This is a genomic window from Leclercia sp. UBA7405, assembly GCF_037152215.1.
GTDB lineage: Bacteria > Pseudomonadota > Gammaproteobacteria > Enterobacterales > Enterobacteriaceae > Enterobacter > Enterobacter pneumoniae.
In genome coordinates this window covers 1,497,393-1,511,879 of the sequence record NZ_JBBCMR010000001.1, presented here as the reverse complement: position 1 = coordinate 1,511,879, position 14,487 = coordinate 1,497,393, and the positions used below count along the sequence as shown (strand labels likewise).

Genomic DNA, 14,487 nt, shown 5'->3' with positions numbered 1-14,487 from the left:
CTGCTGGGGTGTTTTGTTAAGAGAAGGCGTGAATGGAAAACCTCTCCACCCCAATAGTGACGACCCGTCATGGCGCGCTGCTTGGCGCGACGGACGATAATGTTCAGGTCTGGCTCGGCATTCCTTATGCCGCGCCGCCCGTTGGTGCGCTACGCTGGCGATCGCCGCAGCCTGTTGAGAGCTGGCCGGGCGTACGTCCGGCGCAGGAAATGGCCCCGTCCAGCTGGCAAAACAGTGAATATTGCCAGGAACTGGGGGGCGGCGATCCGGGGCGTTTCTCGGAAGATTGCCTCTATCTGAACGTCTGGGCACCGGTAAAACGTCCTACACCGCTCCCCGTCATGGTCTGGCTGCACGGCGGGGGATTTACCATTGGTGCTGGTGGCTTACCGCCCTATAACGGTAAGGCTCTGGCCCGGCGGGATGTGATTCTGGTGACGCTCAACTACCGCCTCGGCCATCTCGGGTTTTTTGCCCATCCGGCTCTGGAGGGGGAAGAGGGGCAGGTGGTGCACAATTTCGCGCTGTTAGATCAAATAGCGGCGCTGGAATGGGTGCGTGACAACATCGCCGCATTTGGCGGCGATGCGCAAAACGTAACGTTGTTTGGCGAATCCGCAGGGGCGCGCAGCGTGTTGTCATTAATGGCCTCGCCGCTGGCGAAAGGGCTGTTCCGTAAAGCCATTATCCAGAGCGGTTATACCTTGCCCGATACGCCTCGCACGCAGGCGCTGGAAAAAGGCGTCGCGCTGGCGCGCCACTTTGGTCTGGAAAACGCAACGGCAGAGCAGCTGAGGGCCCTCCCGGCCGAATCCTTCTGGCCGCTCACGGCACCCTTGAATGTCGCACCTGCGCCTATCGTGGGCGATTGCGTTCTGCCGGAGCCGATGCTGGAGTGCTTCTATGCTGCCCGCCAGCATCCGATGCCGGTGATAATTGGTTCCAACAGCGATGAGGCCAGCGTGATGGCGGTCTTTGGCGTCGATCTCGCCGGGCAGATCCAGAAGCTGCGGCAAGAGCGGCGGCTGGGGCTGGGCCTGATTAAACTGCTCTATCCGGGCGTGAAGGGAGATGAAGCCCTGGGGCGCGAGGTCTGTCGTGATATGGCCTTTACTACGCTGGGCTATGTGGTGATGCAGGCGCAGCAGCGGGTCGGCGAGCCCTGCTGGCGCTACTGGTTTGATTACGTGGCGGAAGCAGAGCATGACACCTACGCCAACGGCGCCTGGCACGGTAATGAGGTGCCTTACGTGTTTGATACCCTAACGCTGGCCGAGCCGGCGCGGGAGTATGTTAATGAACGCGATCTCGCCTTTTCGGCCAGGGTCGCGGATTACTGGGTTAATTTTGCCCGCCACGCCAGCCGGGACTGTGCCACGCTGAATGGGGCCATCCGCTGGCCTGCCTGCATTAAAGGGCGGGACGTCTTGTTACGCATTGGTTTGAATAAAAATGCAGGATTTAAGCTTGAGACCCGCTTTATGCGCGCGCGACTGGCGCTATTTAAGCGGGTGATGAAACACCATGTCAGCCTCGATTAAGCAGACAGGCGCGAAACGCCGTCAGCGCCGTCGCTTTGTCAGGTGACTCTCGCAATACCAGACGATAACTCGCACCGGTCTTGACGCTGCTGGGGTAGGGCCGCCGCAGCCGCCCGGTGCGGAGATCTTCTGCCACCAGCGTCTCATCGGCAATCGCCACTCCCAGCCCCTGAATCGCGGCGGTGATCGCCAGGTCCATGGTGTCGAAGTGTTGATTTTTGTGCATGGCAGGTGGCGGCATGCCCTGTTTTTCCAGCCACAATGACCAGTCGGTGTTATCCCGGGTCGGGTGTAAAAAGGTCAGGTTTTCGACGTCGGTACCCCCTCGCAACGGGCTGACCACCGGCGTTAGCGCCTCTTCGAACAGCAGATCGCCCGCGCTCAGCTGGGCACCAAAGACAATCGCTGCGTCATAGGATTCTGTTTTGAAGTTCACGCTGTGATCGATGGTCGTGGTCAGGGCGATTTGCAGCTCAGGCTGCTGGTGCTCCACCTCAATCAGGCGGGGTATGAGCCAGCGCATGGCACAGGTCGGCGCCTTCAGACGCACCACCGTCTGCTGGGCGCGCGCCTGGTCTGCCACCGTCAGGAAGTGCTCGAAGGCGCTGCGCAGATCCGGCAGCAGAGCGCTGCCCTGGGAAGAGAGTCGCAGGCCGCGGGCGTGGCGCTCAAAGAGGGGAAAGCCAAACCAGTTTTCCAGGGCGGCAATCTTTCGACTCACCGCCCCCTGGGTCAGACATAACTCTTTCGCCGCATGGGTTAAATTGAGATGCCGGGCGGTGACCAGGAAGGTCTCAACGGCATTTAGCGGAAAAGTACGACGCGCCATAGCGCCTCCAGGTATGTTTTTTTCTCATGGCTATTATGACAACAATTCGGTTGTCGCCGCAATCTGCTTCAGATTGAATAGTTATGCACTCTCCACGAGAAAGGACTACCGATGACTTTACGCACGCCAATCCAGACCCGTTCCAAACTGCCGGATGTGGGCACCACCATCTTTACCGTTATCGGTCAGCTTTCGGCGCAGCATAACGCCATCAACCTCTCTCAGGGCGCCCCGAACTTCTCCTGCGATCCTAAACTGATCGCCGGCGTAACCCGCGCGATGGAGGCCGATCGCAATCAGTATGCGGCGATGACTGGCCTGGCGGCGCTGAAAACGCGCATCGCCGATAAAATCGAAGGTCTGTACGGCACCCGCTACGATGCCGAAAGGGAAGTGCTGGTCACCGCCAGCGCCAGCGAAGGGCTTTACTCTGCTATCAGCGGGCTGGTGCATCCCGGGGATGAGGTGATCTATTTCGAGCCCTCGTTTGACAGTTACGCGCCGATTGTCCGTTTGCAGGGGGCGACACCGGTCGCCATCAAGCTGACGGTGCCAGATTTTGCCGTCAACTGGGATGAAGTGCGGGCCGCCATTACGCCCCGCACCCGAATGATCATCATCAATACACCCCACAACCCGAGCGGGCAGGTCTTCTCAGCAGATGACCTGACGCAGCTGGCAACGCTGACGCGCAACACCGATATCATCATTCTTTCCGACGAGGTGTATGAGCATGTGGTCTTTGACGGCGTGCCGCATCATGGCATGGCGACGCATCCGCAGTTGGCGGAGCGGAGCGTCATTATTTCGTCATTTGGCAAGACCTACCACGTCACCGGCTGGCGCGTAGGCTACTGTGTGGCCCCGGCAGAAGTGATTGATGAGATCTGCAAGGTCCATCAATTTTTAATGTTTTCTGCCGATACTCCTATGCAGTATGCGTTTGCCGAGCACATGGCCGATCCGCAGACCTGGCTGTCGCTGGCGGCTTTCTATCAGCGTAAGCGCGACCTGCTGGTGAGTCTGCTGGCGGACTCGCCTTTCCGTCTGCTGCCGAGCGCCGGTTCGTTCTTCCTGCTGGCGGATTACAGCCACTTTAGCGATGAACGCGACAGCGAGATGGTGAAACGGCTGATTGTCGATTGTGGCGTCGCGACCATTCCCCTGTCGGCGTTTTACACGGATAGCACAGATAACAAACTGATTCGTCTCTCTTTCGCGAAAGATGAGGCCACATTACGGGCAGGTGCGCAGGCGCTATGCCAGGTTAAACCACGCTAAGGAGTACGGGTATGAAAATAAATGCGTTCGTCGTCGGCCTGGGATTGCTCTGTTCTTTCTCCACCTTTGCCGCCACCGAGTTACGATACGGGGTCGAAGCGGAATATCCGCCGTTTGAAAGCCGCAATGCCTCAGGCGAACTGGAAGGGTTTGATATTGATCTGGGTAACGCCATCTGTGCCGCCGCTGCGCTGAAGTGCAGCTGGGTGGAAACGTCGTTTGACGCGCTCATCCCTGGGCTGGTGGCGAAAAAGTTTGATGCCATTAACTCGGCAATGAACATTACTGAAAAGCGTCGTGAAAGTATCGACTTCACGCAGCCCATCTACCGTATTCCCTCCCAGCTGGTGGGTAAATCGGGGATGGCGGTGGATGCCACCCCGGCCGGGCTGAAAGGAAAAACCATTGGCGTACTGCAGGGTTCTATTCAGGAAACCTACGCGAAAGAGCACTGGGAGAAGCACGGTGTCACCGTGGTGTCTTATAAAGATCAGAATATGGCATGGGGTGACCTGCTGAATGGCCGCATTGACGCTTCGTTGGTGATGTCGGCGGCCGGGCAGGCAGGTTTCCTTAGCAAGCCGCAGGGTAAAGGGTTTGGTTTTATTGGCAAACCCGTGTCTGACGACACGATCCTCGGCAGTGGTATCGGCTTTGGGTTGCGAAAAGGGGATGAAGCTTCCAGAAAGCAGCTCGATGCCGCTATCGATAAAGTCCGCGCTGATGGAACGATCGATAAACTGGCCCAGAAGTACTTCCCGGGTATCGATGTCAGCGTAAAATAATAGTGCGCCATACTGGCCCCTGCTGATGATGTCAGGCAGGGGTCCTTTTTATACGTAACTTTACCTCCGATTCAGCCTTTTCCCCTCGACAGAAAATATTTCTCGCTTTGTTCAGATAAACACCGACCAACAATTGGATTATTAACCGTTTTTGTTTAGGCTGTGCCCCTCTAAGGGTGCTCTTTTTTGCCGTCGTTTCGATCAACGCGAAACTCACATCCACGACCATAAGGACGTTTTTCCAGGCATGAATCGCAGACGTTTTTTACAAGGCTCACTGGCGGTCGCCGCGCTTAGCGGCACATCGGGTTTCGCGGCGCTATTTTCCCGCGCAGCTAACGCAGCTGAATCGGATATTGCCGACGGTCTGAGCCGTCGCTTCGACTTCTCAGTGTTGCAGTCTATGGCCCACGACCTGGCGCAAAAACCCTGGGGAGGCGCACCGCGTGCGCTGCCTGAAACCCTGGCGACCCTCACGCCGCAGGCCTACAACAGCATTCAGTATGATGCAAAACACTCCCTGTGGAATAACATCGATAATCGTGAACTGGATGTACAGTTTTTCCACGTCGGGATGGGTTTCCGCCGTCGCGTGCGGATGTTCTCTCTGGACTCCGCCACCTCCCAGGCGCGCGAAATCCACTTCCGTCCGGAACTTTTTAACTATCACGACGCGGGCGTGGACACCCGGCAGCTGGAAGGGCAGAGCGATTTAGGCTTTGCGGGCTTCCGTGCCTTTAAAGCGCCTGAGCTGGCACGTCGGGATATCGTCTCCTTCCTGGGGGCGAGCTACTTCCGCGCGGTGGATGACACCTATCAGTACGGTTTGTCCGCCCGTGGCCTCGCCATCGATACCTTCACCGATTCGCCGGAAGAGTTCCCGGACTTTACCTCGTTCTGGTTCGAAACGGTCAAACCGGGCGATACCACCTTTACGGTCTATACGCTGCTCGACAGCCCGAGCGTAACCGGCGCTTATAAGTTCGTGATCCACTGCGAGAACGATCGGGTTGTTATGGAGGTGGATAACCATCTCTTCGCCCGCAAAGACATTAAACAGCTCGGTATTTCGCCGATGACCAGTATGTTTGCCTGCGGCAACAATGAGCGCCGCATGTGCGACACCATCCATCCGCAGATCCACGATTCCGACCGTCTGGCCATGTGGCGCGGCAACGGTGAGTGGGTATGCCGTCCGCTGAATAACCCACAAAAGCTGCAGTTCAATGCCTTCCAGGATAAGAACCCGAAAGGTTTTGGTCTACTGCAGTTGGATCGCGACTTCTCGCATTATCAGGACATTATGGGCTGGTATAACAAGCGTCCAAGTCTGTGGGTGGAGCCGCTGAACAAGTGGGGCAAAGGGGCCGTAGGCCTGATGGAGATCCCCACCACCGGCGAGACCCTGGATAACGTGGTCTGCTTCTGGCAGCCCGAAAAACCGGTGAAGGCGGGGGATGAACTGGAGTTCCAGTATCGTCTGCACTGGAGCGCCAAACCTCCGGTGCGTTCACCGCTGGCCAACGTGTTTGCCACCCGTACCGGCATGGGGGGCTTCCCGGAAGGCTGGGCACCCGGTGAGCACTACCCGAAAGTCTGGGCCCGCCGTTTCGCCATCGACTTTATCGGCGGCGATCTGAAAGCGGCCGCGCCAAAGGGGATCGAGCCGGTCATTACCCTCTCTAACGGCGAAGCGAAGCAGGTTGAGATCCTCTACGTCGAGCCCTTCGATGGCTACCGCATTCTGTTCGACTGGTATCCCACCGACGACTCTACCGATCCGGTTGAAATGCGCATGTTCCTGCGCTGCCAGGGGGATGCAATCAGCGAAACCTGGCTGTATCAATACTTCCCGCCGGCGCCGGACAAGCGTAACTACGTGGATGACCGCGTAATGCGCTAAAGGATGAAGCCCCTCTCTGACCGGGAGGGGCCGTAAACCCTCAATCCTGGGCGTAGCCGCCGCGGTCGTGGTTCAGTAGACTGACGCCACGTAAATCCACAAAACGTAGGCCCTATGACCGCTATCCCCCCTGAAATTATCCCCATTTCCTCCTCGCTTGAACTGCGCGCGGTAGAGGAAAGTCACGCCGCTGAGCTGTACAACCTGGTGATTAAAAATCGCGACTGGCTGCAGCAGTTTCTGGAGTGGCCGCAATATGTGGGGAGTGCAGAAGATTCGCTAAAAAATATCCAGAGTAACCAGATGCTGCATCAGCGCGGTTACGCCAAAATGTTCCTGATCTTTCTCGATAACGTGCTGGTGGGGGTGCTGTCGTTTAACGCCATCGAGCCGCTGAACAAAACCGGGTATATCGGCTACTGGCTGGATGAGGCGCATCAGGGGCAGGGGATCCTCTCGCAGGCGTTGCAGGGCTTTATCCGCTATTACGCTGAACGTAAAGAGATTCGCCGTTTCGTCATCAAATGTCGCGTGGCGAACGCGGCCAGCAATCGCGTGGCACTGGCCAATGGCTTTGAGCTGGAAGGGTGCCTGAAACAGGCTGAGTTTCTCAACGGGCACTACGACGACCAGAATATCTACGCCCGGATTGTCGAACTATAAGGCCCCCAGCAGCGGTGTGCGGATAATACGCTGCGCGCCGTTAATCACCTTCGCGCCGCGTAGATGAATAGCCTCGCCATCAAGGGCCTCGATCACCGCATCGTCGGTAATATCAATATGATGCTCGATCAGCACTTCGCCACGGATACGCGCGCGTCCCTGAATCACCACCTTGTCATCAATGAGAATTGGCCCGCCGCTTAGCCACGCCTCGCCGCCAATCAGCACATGATGTTTAATGACGCAGTTGCCTTCCACGAGCGCATTTTCCGCCACCTGGGAGCTGTAACGCAGGGTGGGGATGGCATCGTCCTCGCGCCCGGCGCGCAGGCGCGCATTGCCGTAGACTTTGGCGCAGTCACATACCCAGACGTTATTCAGCTCATTGCCTTCCAGCAGCGCATTGTCGAAGACCTCAGCGCGATGCTCAATAAACGCCCAGTTCACAATAGCATTGCCGTAGATCTGCGCCTGATGTACCACGCGCGACTCGCTGACCGTGGCGTTGCCGTAGATTTGCAGAATCAGATCCCGATCCGGAGTTAACCCTTTGGCGGCTATGACGACGCTGTTATGCAGAATGCGCGCATTACCGTAGAGATGACATTCGCCGCGCACTACGGATGCCTGAACCGTGACGTTGTCACACAGGCGGGCACCGTGGCTGACCTCTGCGCTATCAACCCAGACGTTGTCCCCAATACGGGCGTGATGGCTGATCACACAAGGCTGGGTGAGCCGCGCATTGCCGGTGACTTGTGCCCCGGCAAATACCACGCTGTTCTGGTCGTAGAGCCAGCAATCTCCCTCTTGCGATAAGGCTGCCTCGTCCTCAACCCAGCCGCCACGGCTGCCGCAGGGGACGTCGGCAAAATCCCGGGTGGCGATCAGCTGGCGGAGCGCCACGGACGATTTGTGGTCGCCGTCATGCCAATGGTGCAGACGCGTTTCATCGCTAAGTCGGTATTTATTCATCAGGGTTTCCGCAGTTGTTCTCTTTACTAAACGTAGCAAACTTTACGTTGATCGAAAGAGTGGCATCCACAAATGAAACCCCTTAAAATAGCATTTCAAATATACTTTATAATTTAAAATAAATGTATAAAACTAACAAATCTGAACAAGTTCTTAACTTACCCTCCGGCTATTACGGCATGGTGCTGGGGATCATCGGCATGGGTTTCGCCTGGCGTTATGCCGGAACAATCTGGCCTGTAACGCCCTGGCCGGGGGAGATCCTCGTGGGGCTGGCGATAACCCTCTGGCTGCTGCTGACGGTGGCGTTTATGACCCGTGCGGTGCGCTTCCCGCAAAGCGTGCTGACGGAGATGCGCCATCCGGTGATGAGCAGTTTCGTCAGCCTCTTTCCTGCCACTACGCTACTGGTGTCAATTGGCGTGGTACCCTGGTATCGCCCGTTGGCGCTGGTGCTGTTTAGCATCGGTGTAGTGGTGCAACTCAGCTACGCCGCCTGGCAGAGCGCCGGGTTGTGGCGCGGGCGCCATCCGGAGGAGGCCACCACGCCGGGGCTGTATCTGCCCACGGTGGCCAACAACTTCATCAGCGCGATGGGCTGCGGAGCCCTGGGTTTTCACGATGCCGGGCTGCTGTTTTTGGGGGCGGGCGTCTTCTCGTGGCTGAGTCTTGAGCCGGTCATTTTGCAACGCCTGCGCAGCGCCGGAGAGCTGCCCCAGGCGCTACGCACTTCGCTTGGCATCCAGCTTGCCCCCGCGCTGGTAGCCTGTAGTGCCTGGTTTAGCGTGAACGGCGGCGAAGCGGATACCTTTGCCAAAATGTTGTTCGGCTACGGCCTGCTGCAACTGCTGTTTATGCTGCGCCTGATGCCCTGGTATTTGTCGCAACCCTTTAATGCCTCGTTCTGGAGCTTCTCGTTCGGCGTCTCGGCGCTCGCCACCACCGGCCTGCATCTGGGGCAAAGCAGTAGTACCGGACTGTTCCACGTTATTGCTATTCCGCTGTTTATTTTCACCAACGCGATAATCGCGCTGTTACTGGTTCGCACATTTATTCTGCTGATGCAGGGCAAGCTGTTAATTCGTACAGACAAAGCCTTACTGATGCAGACTGAGGAAAAAAAATGACTGTGATTGATGAGAACTACTTCACCGAAAAATATGGCCTGACCCGCACCCATTCAGAGGTGCTGTACAGCGCCGGGATTGTCAAACCGGGTAAAACACTCGACCTCGGCTGTGGTAACGGACGCAATAGCCTTTATCTGGCTGCGAACGGTTTCGATGTCACCGCCTGGGACAAAAATCCGGCCGGCATTAGCAACATCGAAAGCATTAAAGCCAAAGAGGGCATCACAACGCTGCAGACGGCCATCAAGGATCTCAACACCCTGCGCTTTGACGGCGAATACGATTTTATCCTCTCAACCGTGGTAATGATGTTCCTGGAAGCGAAGACCATTCCGGGTCTGATTGCCAACATGCAGGAGTGCACCAAACCGGGTGGGTACAACCTGATCGTGGCCGCGATGGACACCGACGATTTCCCCTGCACGGTGGGTTTCCCGTTTGCCTTTAAAAGCGGGGAGCTGAGTGCGTATTATGCCGGCTGGGATCTGCTGAAATATAACGAAGACGTCGGTGAGCTACACCGCACCGACGCCGAGGGGAATCGCATTAAATTGCGTTTTGCTACTATGCTGGCGCGCAAAGCGGCTTAACGGGCCGCCATCAGGCAGATTTGCAGCGCCGTGTTGTAAGAGGCCTCGAACGACGACAGCGGCAAGAACTCGAACTTCGAGTGGAAGTTATGCGCACCGGTGAAGAAGTTCGGGGTCAGCAGCCCTTTGGCGGAGAGTGCAGCACCGTCGGTACCGCCGCGCATTGGCGTCGGTTTCGGCGTAATGCCCAGGCTCTCCATCGCCGCAAACATCAGGTCAATGGCGCGACGGTCGTCACCCAACGCATTGCTGATATTGCTGTAGGTCTCTTCGATATGCCAGCTCACCCGTGCGGTGGGGTGTTGAGCCGCAATTTTCTCGGCTACGTCGGCAATTTGCGCCTTACGGGCAGCAAAGCTCTGCTGGTCGAAGTCGCGAATATTCGCCTTCAGAATGGCTTCGTTCTGTCCGGCCTGCATCCCCTGAAACCAGATGTAACCTTCCCGTCCTTCGGTGCACTCTGGCGTTTGCTGGCGATCAAAATGGTTGATGTAATCCATGGCCATCAACAGCGGGTTCACCAGCACCCCCTTCGCCGACATCGGATGCGCGGTCACGCCGGTAAAGCGGATTTCCGCCGTGGCGGCGTTAAAGTTCTCGTAGACGATCTCGCCGATCTCGCAGCAGTCGATGGTCCAGGCGAAATCCACGTCGAAGCGTTTCAAATCCAGGGCTTTGGCCCCTAATAGTCCAATCTCTTCATCCGGCACGAAGGCGACCACGATATCGCCATGCGCATGTTCAGCGGTAAGGTTCTCCAGCAGGGTCATCACCACGGTGACGGCGGCTTTATTATCTGCCCCCAGCACGCTGGTGCCGTCGCTAAAAATAATCTCTTCATTCGGGTAAGCCCGTATTTCAGGATGCTCATCGACCCGCAGCCAAATATCTTTCTCTTTATTCAGACAGAGATCTTCACCTTTAAAGGTTAATATTTGTGGATGAATATCCGGTGATAATCCGACGTCTACAGTATCAATATGGGTAATAAAACCAATGCGCGGAGCGCCGGGCACATTCCCTTTTCTTACCGCGGTAACGGTAGCAAATTCATCGATCACAATCTCATCCAGACCCAGTGATTCCAGCTCCTTCGCCAGTTCGCGCGCCATGTCATGTTGGCCTGGCGTAGAGGGGAGGGTTTTTATTTGAGCATCGCTCTGGCTGGTGATGGCGAGATAGCGAAAAAAGCGATGGGTTAATTGTCTGGATAGCGTCGAAGCCATAGTGAATCCTTCTTTATTCGTATTATCAGGTGTTTGCATGGTCACTTTAATGTTATTTATGAAATGGCAAAAGAATGATTAGCCGTCGAATTAAAAGACAGGAAAACGTGATGAAAAGCAAGCTCACAACTTTAGCTCTGGCCATGGCCGCGCTGACGTTCAGTTCCACCGTTGCCGCCAAAACGCTGGTTTACTGTTCTGAAGGCTCTCCTGAGAACTTTAATCCGCAACTCTATACCTCGGGTACCAGCGTGGACGCCAGCGCGGTGCCGGTCTATAACCGTCTGGTCGATTTCAAACCCGGTACCACCGAGCTGGTGCCGAGCCTCGCTGAAAGCTGGGACGTGAGCGATGATGGCAAGGTCTACACCTTCCATTTACGCAAAGGGGTGAAATTCCAGAGCAACAAATTCTTTACCCCAACGCGCGACTTTAATGCGGATGACGTGATTTTTTCATTCATGCGGCAAAAAGATGCGAAACATCCCTATCACAACGTCTCTAACGGCAGCTATTCCAACTTTGAAAGTCTGGAATTTGGCACACTGATTACCGCCATCGATCGCGTTGACGATAACACGGTACGCTTTACCCTGGCGCACCCGGAAGCGCCGTTTGTAGCCGATCTGGCCTGGTATTTCGCCTCAATCTTGTCGGCAGAGTATGCCGATGCGATGTTAAAAGCCGGTACCCCTGAGAAGGTCGATATGAATCCAATCGGTACCGGGCCGTTTAAACTGGCGCAGTACCAGAAAGACTCCCGCATCCTGTTCACTGCCTTCCCGGAATACTGGCAGGGTAAAGCGAAGCTCGACCGACTGATCTTTAGCATCACTCCGGATGCCTCGGTGCGGTTCGCTAAGCTGGAAAAGGGCGAATGTCAGGTGATGCCTTTCCCGAACCCCGCCGACCTGCCGCGAATGAAAGACAACAAAGAGCTTAACCTGATGAGTAAAGCGGGGCTGAATACCGGCTTCCTGGCCTTCAATACACAAAAAGCGCCGCTGGATAATCTGAAGGTGCGTCAGGCGCTGGCCATGGCGATCAACAAACCGGCGATTATCGACGCGGTCTTCCACGGTACCGGCACCGCCGCGAAAAACCTGCTGCCGCCGGGCGTCTGGAGCGCAGATAGCGAACTGAAAGATTACGATTACGACCCTGAAAAAGCGAAAGCGCTCCTGAAAGAGGCCGGTTTTGCTAACGGTGTGACTATCGATTTATGGGCTATGCCGGTACAGCGCCCCTATAACCCGAATGCGAAACGGATGGCCGAAATGATTCAGGCCGACTGGGCGAAAATTGGCGTGCAGACCAAAATCGTCACTTACGAATGGGGCGAATACCTGAAGCGGGTGAAGAGCGGAGAGCATCAGGCGGCGCTGATGGGCTGGACCACCGCGACCGGCGATCCGGATAACTTCTTCGGGCCACTCTTTACCTGTACCTCTGCAAACGGGGGATCGAACTCGGCGAAATGGTGTTATCAGCCCTTTGATAAAATCATTGCTGAAGCAAAAACGATCACCGATCAGGGTAAACGCGCGGCGCTGTATCAAGAGGCGCAACAGATGATGCACGACCAGATGCCTGCGGTCATGATTGCCCACTCAACAATATTCGAACCCGTACGTAAAGAGGTTACAGGTTACGAAATTGATCCGTTCGGCAAACATTTATTCTGGCAAGTAGATATTAAGTAACCCAAACAAACTGCCTGTCGCCCTGGCGGGCAGTTTTTTTCCGAAATACATTCCGTCCCCTTTTTTTGTCACAACGCGTGATTAATAGTTTTGCTATAACTTGAATTGCATATCTACAATCCACAGGGACATACCCATTATGCGTACCAAAACTTTATTCAAAGTTGCAGCGCTCTCTGGCCTGCTCATGTTGACGGGTTGTGCATCAAAAGTGGCAGAACCTAATCAATATTCAGGCTTTTTAAAAGACTACTCCGGCCTTCAGCAAACCACCTCCGCATCGGGTAAACCCACCCTGCGTTGGGTCGATCCTGCTTACGACGAATCTAAATATGACAGCATTATCTGGACGCCAATCACCTATTATCCAACGCCAAAACCTACCACGCAGGTAGGTCAACGCGCGCTGGATGATATTCTGGCGTATACCAATACCAAAATGAAAACGGCAATTGGTCAGCGGAAACCTATTGTGACCAAGCCTGGCGCGCATAGTCTGATCTTCCGCGGCGCCATTACCGGTGTTAGCTCGCAGAAAGAGGGGCTGCAGTTCTATGAAGTGGTCCCTGTGGCGCTGGTGATTGCCGGTACGCAAATGGCCAGCGGCCACCGCACCATGGATACGCATCTCTTCTTTGAAGGCGAGCTGATTGACGCGCAGACCAATAAACCGGTCATTAAAGTGGTGCGTATGGGCGAGGGTAAAGAGCTCAATAATGAGAAGTCGCCAATGACGCTGGCGACGTTGAAACAGGTGGTGGACGACATGGCGACAGACGCCACCATGTTTGATGTCCACAAAACGATGAAATAATGCCTCTCTTCCGGCCTGCACGCAGGCCGGAATTTTTACGCCAGCCGTGGGCGTCTGAACCAGGTTTCTGGTTTCGCAAACATCACCAGGTTTCCGGTTAAGATCAACAGTAAGCCCGCAATCGCATTGGCATGCCAGACATATCCCTCATAGACCGTTGAAAATGACAACGCCACCAGCGGGAACAGCAAGGTGCTGTAAGCCGCTTTGCCCGCGCCAATGCGCCCAACCAGAGTGAAATAGGCACCAAAGGCAATCACCGAGCCAAACAGCGCCAGATAAAGCAGCGCGCCCATATAGCTCAGCGTCCACTCGGGTGCGAAGCTATCCCCACGAATGAGTGCAATCGCGCCCATAACCAGTGTGCCATACAGCATCGCCCAGGCGTTGGTGGTCATGGTCTCGAGCCCGTTACGCTGATGTCGTAAGCTGATCATATTCCCCAGCGAGAAACCGTAGGTACCCAGCGCCGACAAGGCGATACCGAAGAGGAGACCGGCATTCCAGCCGCTGGCGATGAGATCGCTCCAGAAGAGGGTGATAATACCGAGCAGGCCCATCGCCGCCGCCAGGTAAAAGCGTGCAGGCGGGCGCTGACCAAAAAACAGAAAACTATTCAGCGCGTTATAGAGTACCGCCATTGAGAAAATGACCGACTCCAGGCCGGTATTGATATAGGAGGCGGCGGTATAGAAACACCAGAAATTAAAACAAAAGACGCAGCAGCCCTGTAATAGACAGAACAGGTGGTCGCGCAGGTGAATTTTACGCAGGCGTCGCAGCGCCAGCAAAACGAGCATGATGGTAGCGGTCGCGACGGCAAAGCGCCAAAAAATAGAGACGGGCGCCGCAACGGGCCCTTGCTGTAAATAGATCGCAATCCAGGTTGTTCCCCAAATGATGACCACCAGACCGTATAATAGTGCGTTCATATTCTCTCTCCGAGCCTGACATCAACGGCTCTCTTCGTTGTCTGTAATGGCCTGAGTATGCGTCTTGCGGTCCTGGGCGGCTTGCACCGCCTTGCGCAGGACTTGCAAATTCTTG

The 14,487-nt window shown here is 55.7% G+C and carries 13 protein-coding genes; 9 read left to right on the top strand and 4 right to left on the bottom strand.

Annotated features, from left to right (window positions below; all coding sequences use genetic code 11):
- Positions 1-32 precede the first annotated feature (32 nt).
- Positions 33-1,541: a carboxylesterase/lipase family protein gene (locus tag WFN75_RS07430; RefSeq protein WP_336995940.1), complete on the top strand. Its 1,509-nt coding sequence runs from the start codon at positions 33-35 to the stop codon at positions 1,539-1,541.
- Here WFN75_RS07430 and WFN75_RS07425 read toward each other — a convergent pair.
- Positions 1,528-2,370, bottom strand: a complete 843-nt coding sequence (locus WFN75_RS07425; protein ID WP_263616909.1) for a LysR family transcriptional regulator — start codon at positions 2,368-2,370, stop codon at positions 1,528-1,530. The genes WFN75_RS07430 and WFN75_RS07425 overlap by 14 nt on opposite strands.
- Before the next feature lie 111 nt (positions 2,371-2,481).
- Between WFN75_RS07425 and WFN75_RS07420 the strand changes: the two genes are divergently transcribed.
- From WFN75_RS07420 to rimL, 4 genes are all read left to right on the top strand, one after another.
- The gene (locus tag WFN75_RS07420) at positions 2,482-3,651 is read left to right on the top strand and encodes a pyridoxal phosphate-dependent aminotransferase (protein WP_336995939.1); all 1,170 of its coding nucleotides are present in this window, start codon (positions 2,482-2,484) and stop codon (positions 3,649-3,651) included.
- Between the two features lie 11 nt (positions 3,652-3,662).
- Positions 3,663-4,436, top strand: a complete 774-nt coding sequence (locus WFN75_RS07415; RefSeq protein ID WP_212475911.1) for an ABC transporter substrate-binding protein — start codon at positions 3,663-3,665, stop codon at positions 4,434-4,436.
- Positions 4,437-4,683: 247 nt separating this feature from the next.
- Positions 4,684-6,339 carry a glucan biosynthesis protein D gene (locus tag WFN75_RS07410; RefSeq protein ID WP_040075534.1) on the top strand — a complete coding sequence of 552 codons (1,656 nt, stop codon included), beginning with the start codon at positions 4,684-4,686 and terminating at the stop codon, positions 6,337-6,339.
- A 123-nt stretch (positions 6,340-6,462) separates the two neighbouring features.
- On the top strand, positions 6,463-7,002 hold the full coding sequence (gene rimL / locus WFN75_RS07405) for a 50S ribosomal protein L7/L12-serine acetyltransferase (protein WP_154298827.1): 540 nt from the start codon (positions 6,463-6,465) through the stop codon (positions 7,000-7,002).
- On the opposite strand, the gene ydcK is transcribed toward rimL, so the two are convergent.
- Entirely contained in the window at positions 6,997-7,977 is a 981-nt protein-coding gene (ydcK, locus tag WFN75_RS07400; RefSeq protein WP_336995938.1) for a YdcK family protein, read from the bottom strand. The two genes, rimL and ydcK, sit on opposite strands and share 6 nt — an antisense overlap.
- Positions 7,978-8,099: 122 nt before the next feature.
- On the opposite strand from ydcK, the gene tehA reads away from it, so the two are divergent.
- Both tehA and tehB read left to right on the top strand, forming a co-directional pair.
- Complete coding sequence (gene tehA / locus WFN75_RS07395; RefSeq protein WP_212475919.1) at positions 8,100-9,104, top strand: dicarboxylate transporter/tellurite-resistance protein TehA; 1,005 nt, start codon at positions 8,100-8,102, stop codon at positions 9,102-9,104.
- On the top strand, positions 9,101-9,697 hold the full coding sequence (gene tehB, locus WFN75_RS07390) for a tellurite resistance methyltransferase TehB (protein WP_212475922.1): 597 nt from the start codon (positions 9,101-9,103) through the stop codon (positions 9,695-9,697). Before tehA ends, tehB begins: the two co-directional genes overlap by 4 nt.
- Here the strand turns inward: tehB and pepT are convergent.
- Positions 9,694-10,923: a peptidase T gene (gene pepT / locus WFN75_RS07385; protein ID WP_336995937.1), complete on the bottom strand. Its 1,230-nt coding sequence runs from the start codon at positions 10,921-10,923 to the stop codon at positions 9,694-9,696. The genes tehB and pepT overlap by 4 nt on opposite strands.
- A gap of 110 nt (positions 10,924-11,033) precedes the next feature.
- Between pepT and WFN75_RS07380 the strand changes: the two genes are divergently transcribed.
- Together WFN75_RS07380 and WFN75_RS07375 are read left to right on the top strand one after the other, a co-directional pair.
- Entirely contained in the window at positions 11,034-12,626 is a 1,593-nt protein-coding gene (locus tag WFN75_RS07380; protein WP_336995936.1) for an ABC transporter substrate-binding protein, read from the top strand.
- Positions 12,627-12,765: 139 nt separating this feature from the next.
- Positions 12,766-13,440, top strand: a complete 675-nt coding sequence (locus WFN75_RS07375) for a DUF3313 domain-containing protein (protein ID WP_288820410.1) — start codon at positions 12,766-12,768, stop codon at positions 13,438-13,440.
- Positions 13,441-13,475: 35 nt separating this feature from the next.
- Here WFN75_RS07375 and WFN75_RS07370 read toward each other — a convergent pair whose 3' ends face one another.
- Positions 13,476-14,372, bottom strand: coding sequence for a DMT family transporter (locus WFN75_RS07370; RefSeq protein WP_046885357.1), 897 nt, complete (start codon positions 14,370-14,372; stop codon positions 13,476-13,478).
- Positions 14,373-14,487: the final 115 nt, after the last annotated feature.

What these genes read in the sequence shown, in the direction of transcription:
- tehA (WP_212475919.1), top strand. Translation starts at nt 8,100, where the DNA reads ATGTATAAAACTAACAAATCTGAACAAGTTCTTAACTTACCCTCCGGC.
- WFN75_RS07375 (WP_288820410.1), top strand. Translation starts at nt 12,766, where the DNA reads ATGCGTACCAAAACTTTATTCAAAGTTGCAGCGCTCTCTGGCCTGCTC.
- WFN75_RS07410 (WP_040075534.1), top strand. Translation starts at nt 4,684, where the DNA reads ATGAATCGCAGACGTTTTTTACAAGGCTCACTGGCGGTCGCCGCGCTT.
- ydcK (WP_336995938.1), bottom strand. Translation starts at nt 7,977, where the DNA reads ATGAATAAATACCGACTTAGCGATGAAACGCGTCTGCACCATTGGCAT.
- WFN75_RS07415 (WP_212475911.1), top strand. Translation starts at nt 3,663, where the DNA reads ATGAAAATAAATGCGTTCGTCGTCGGCCTGGGATTGCTCTGTTCTTTC.
- WFN75_RS07370 (WP_046885357.1), bottom strand. Translation starts at nt 14,372, where the DNA reads ATGAACGCACTATTATACGGTCTGGTGGTCATCATTTGGGGAACAACC.
- WFN75_RS07420 (WP_336995939.1), top strand. Translation starts at nt 2,482, where the DNA reads ATGACTTTACGCACGCCAATCCAGACCCGTTCCAAACTGCCGGATGTG.
- tehB (WP_212475922.1), top strand. Translation starts at nt 9,101, where the DNA reads ATGACTGTGATTGATGAGAACTACTTCACCGAAAAATATGGCCTGACC.
- WFN75_RS07425 (WP_263616909.1), bottom strand. Translation starts at nt 2,370, where the DNA reads ATGGCGCGTCGTACTTTTCCGCTAAATGCCGTTGAGACCTTCCTGGTC.
- pepT (WP_336995937.1), bottom strand. Translation starts at nt 10,923, where the DNA reads ATGGCTTCGACGCTATCCAGACAATTAACCCATCGCTTTTTTCGCTAT.
- WFN75_RS07380 (WP_336995936.1), top strand. Translation starts at nt 11,034, where the DNA reads ATGAAAAGCAAGCTCACAACTTTAGCTCTGGCCATGGCCGCGCTGACG.
- WFN75_RS07430 (WP_336995940.1), top strand. Translation starts at nt 33, where the DNA reads ATGGAAAACCTCTCCACCCCAATAGTGACGACCCGTCATGGCGCGCTG.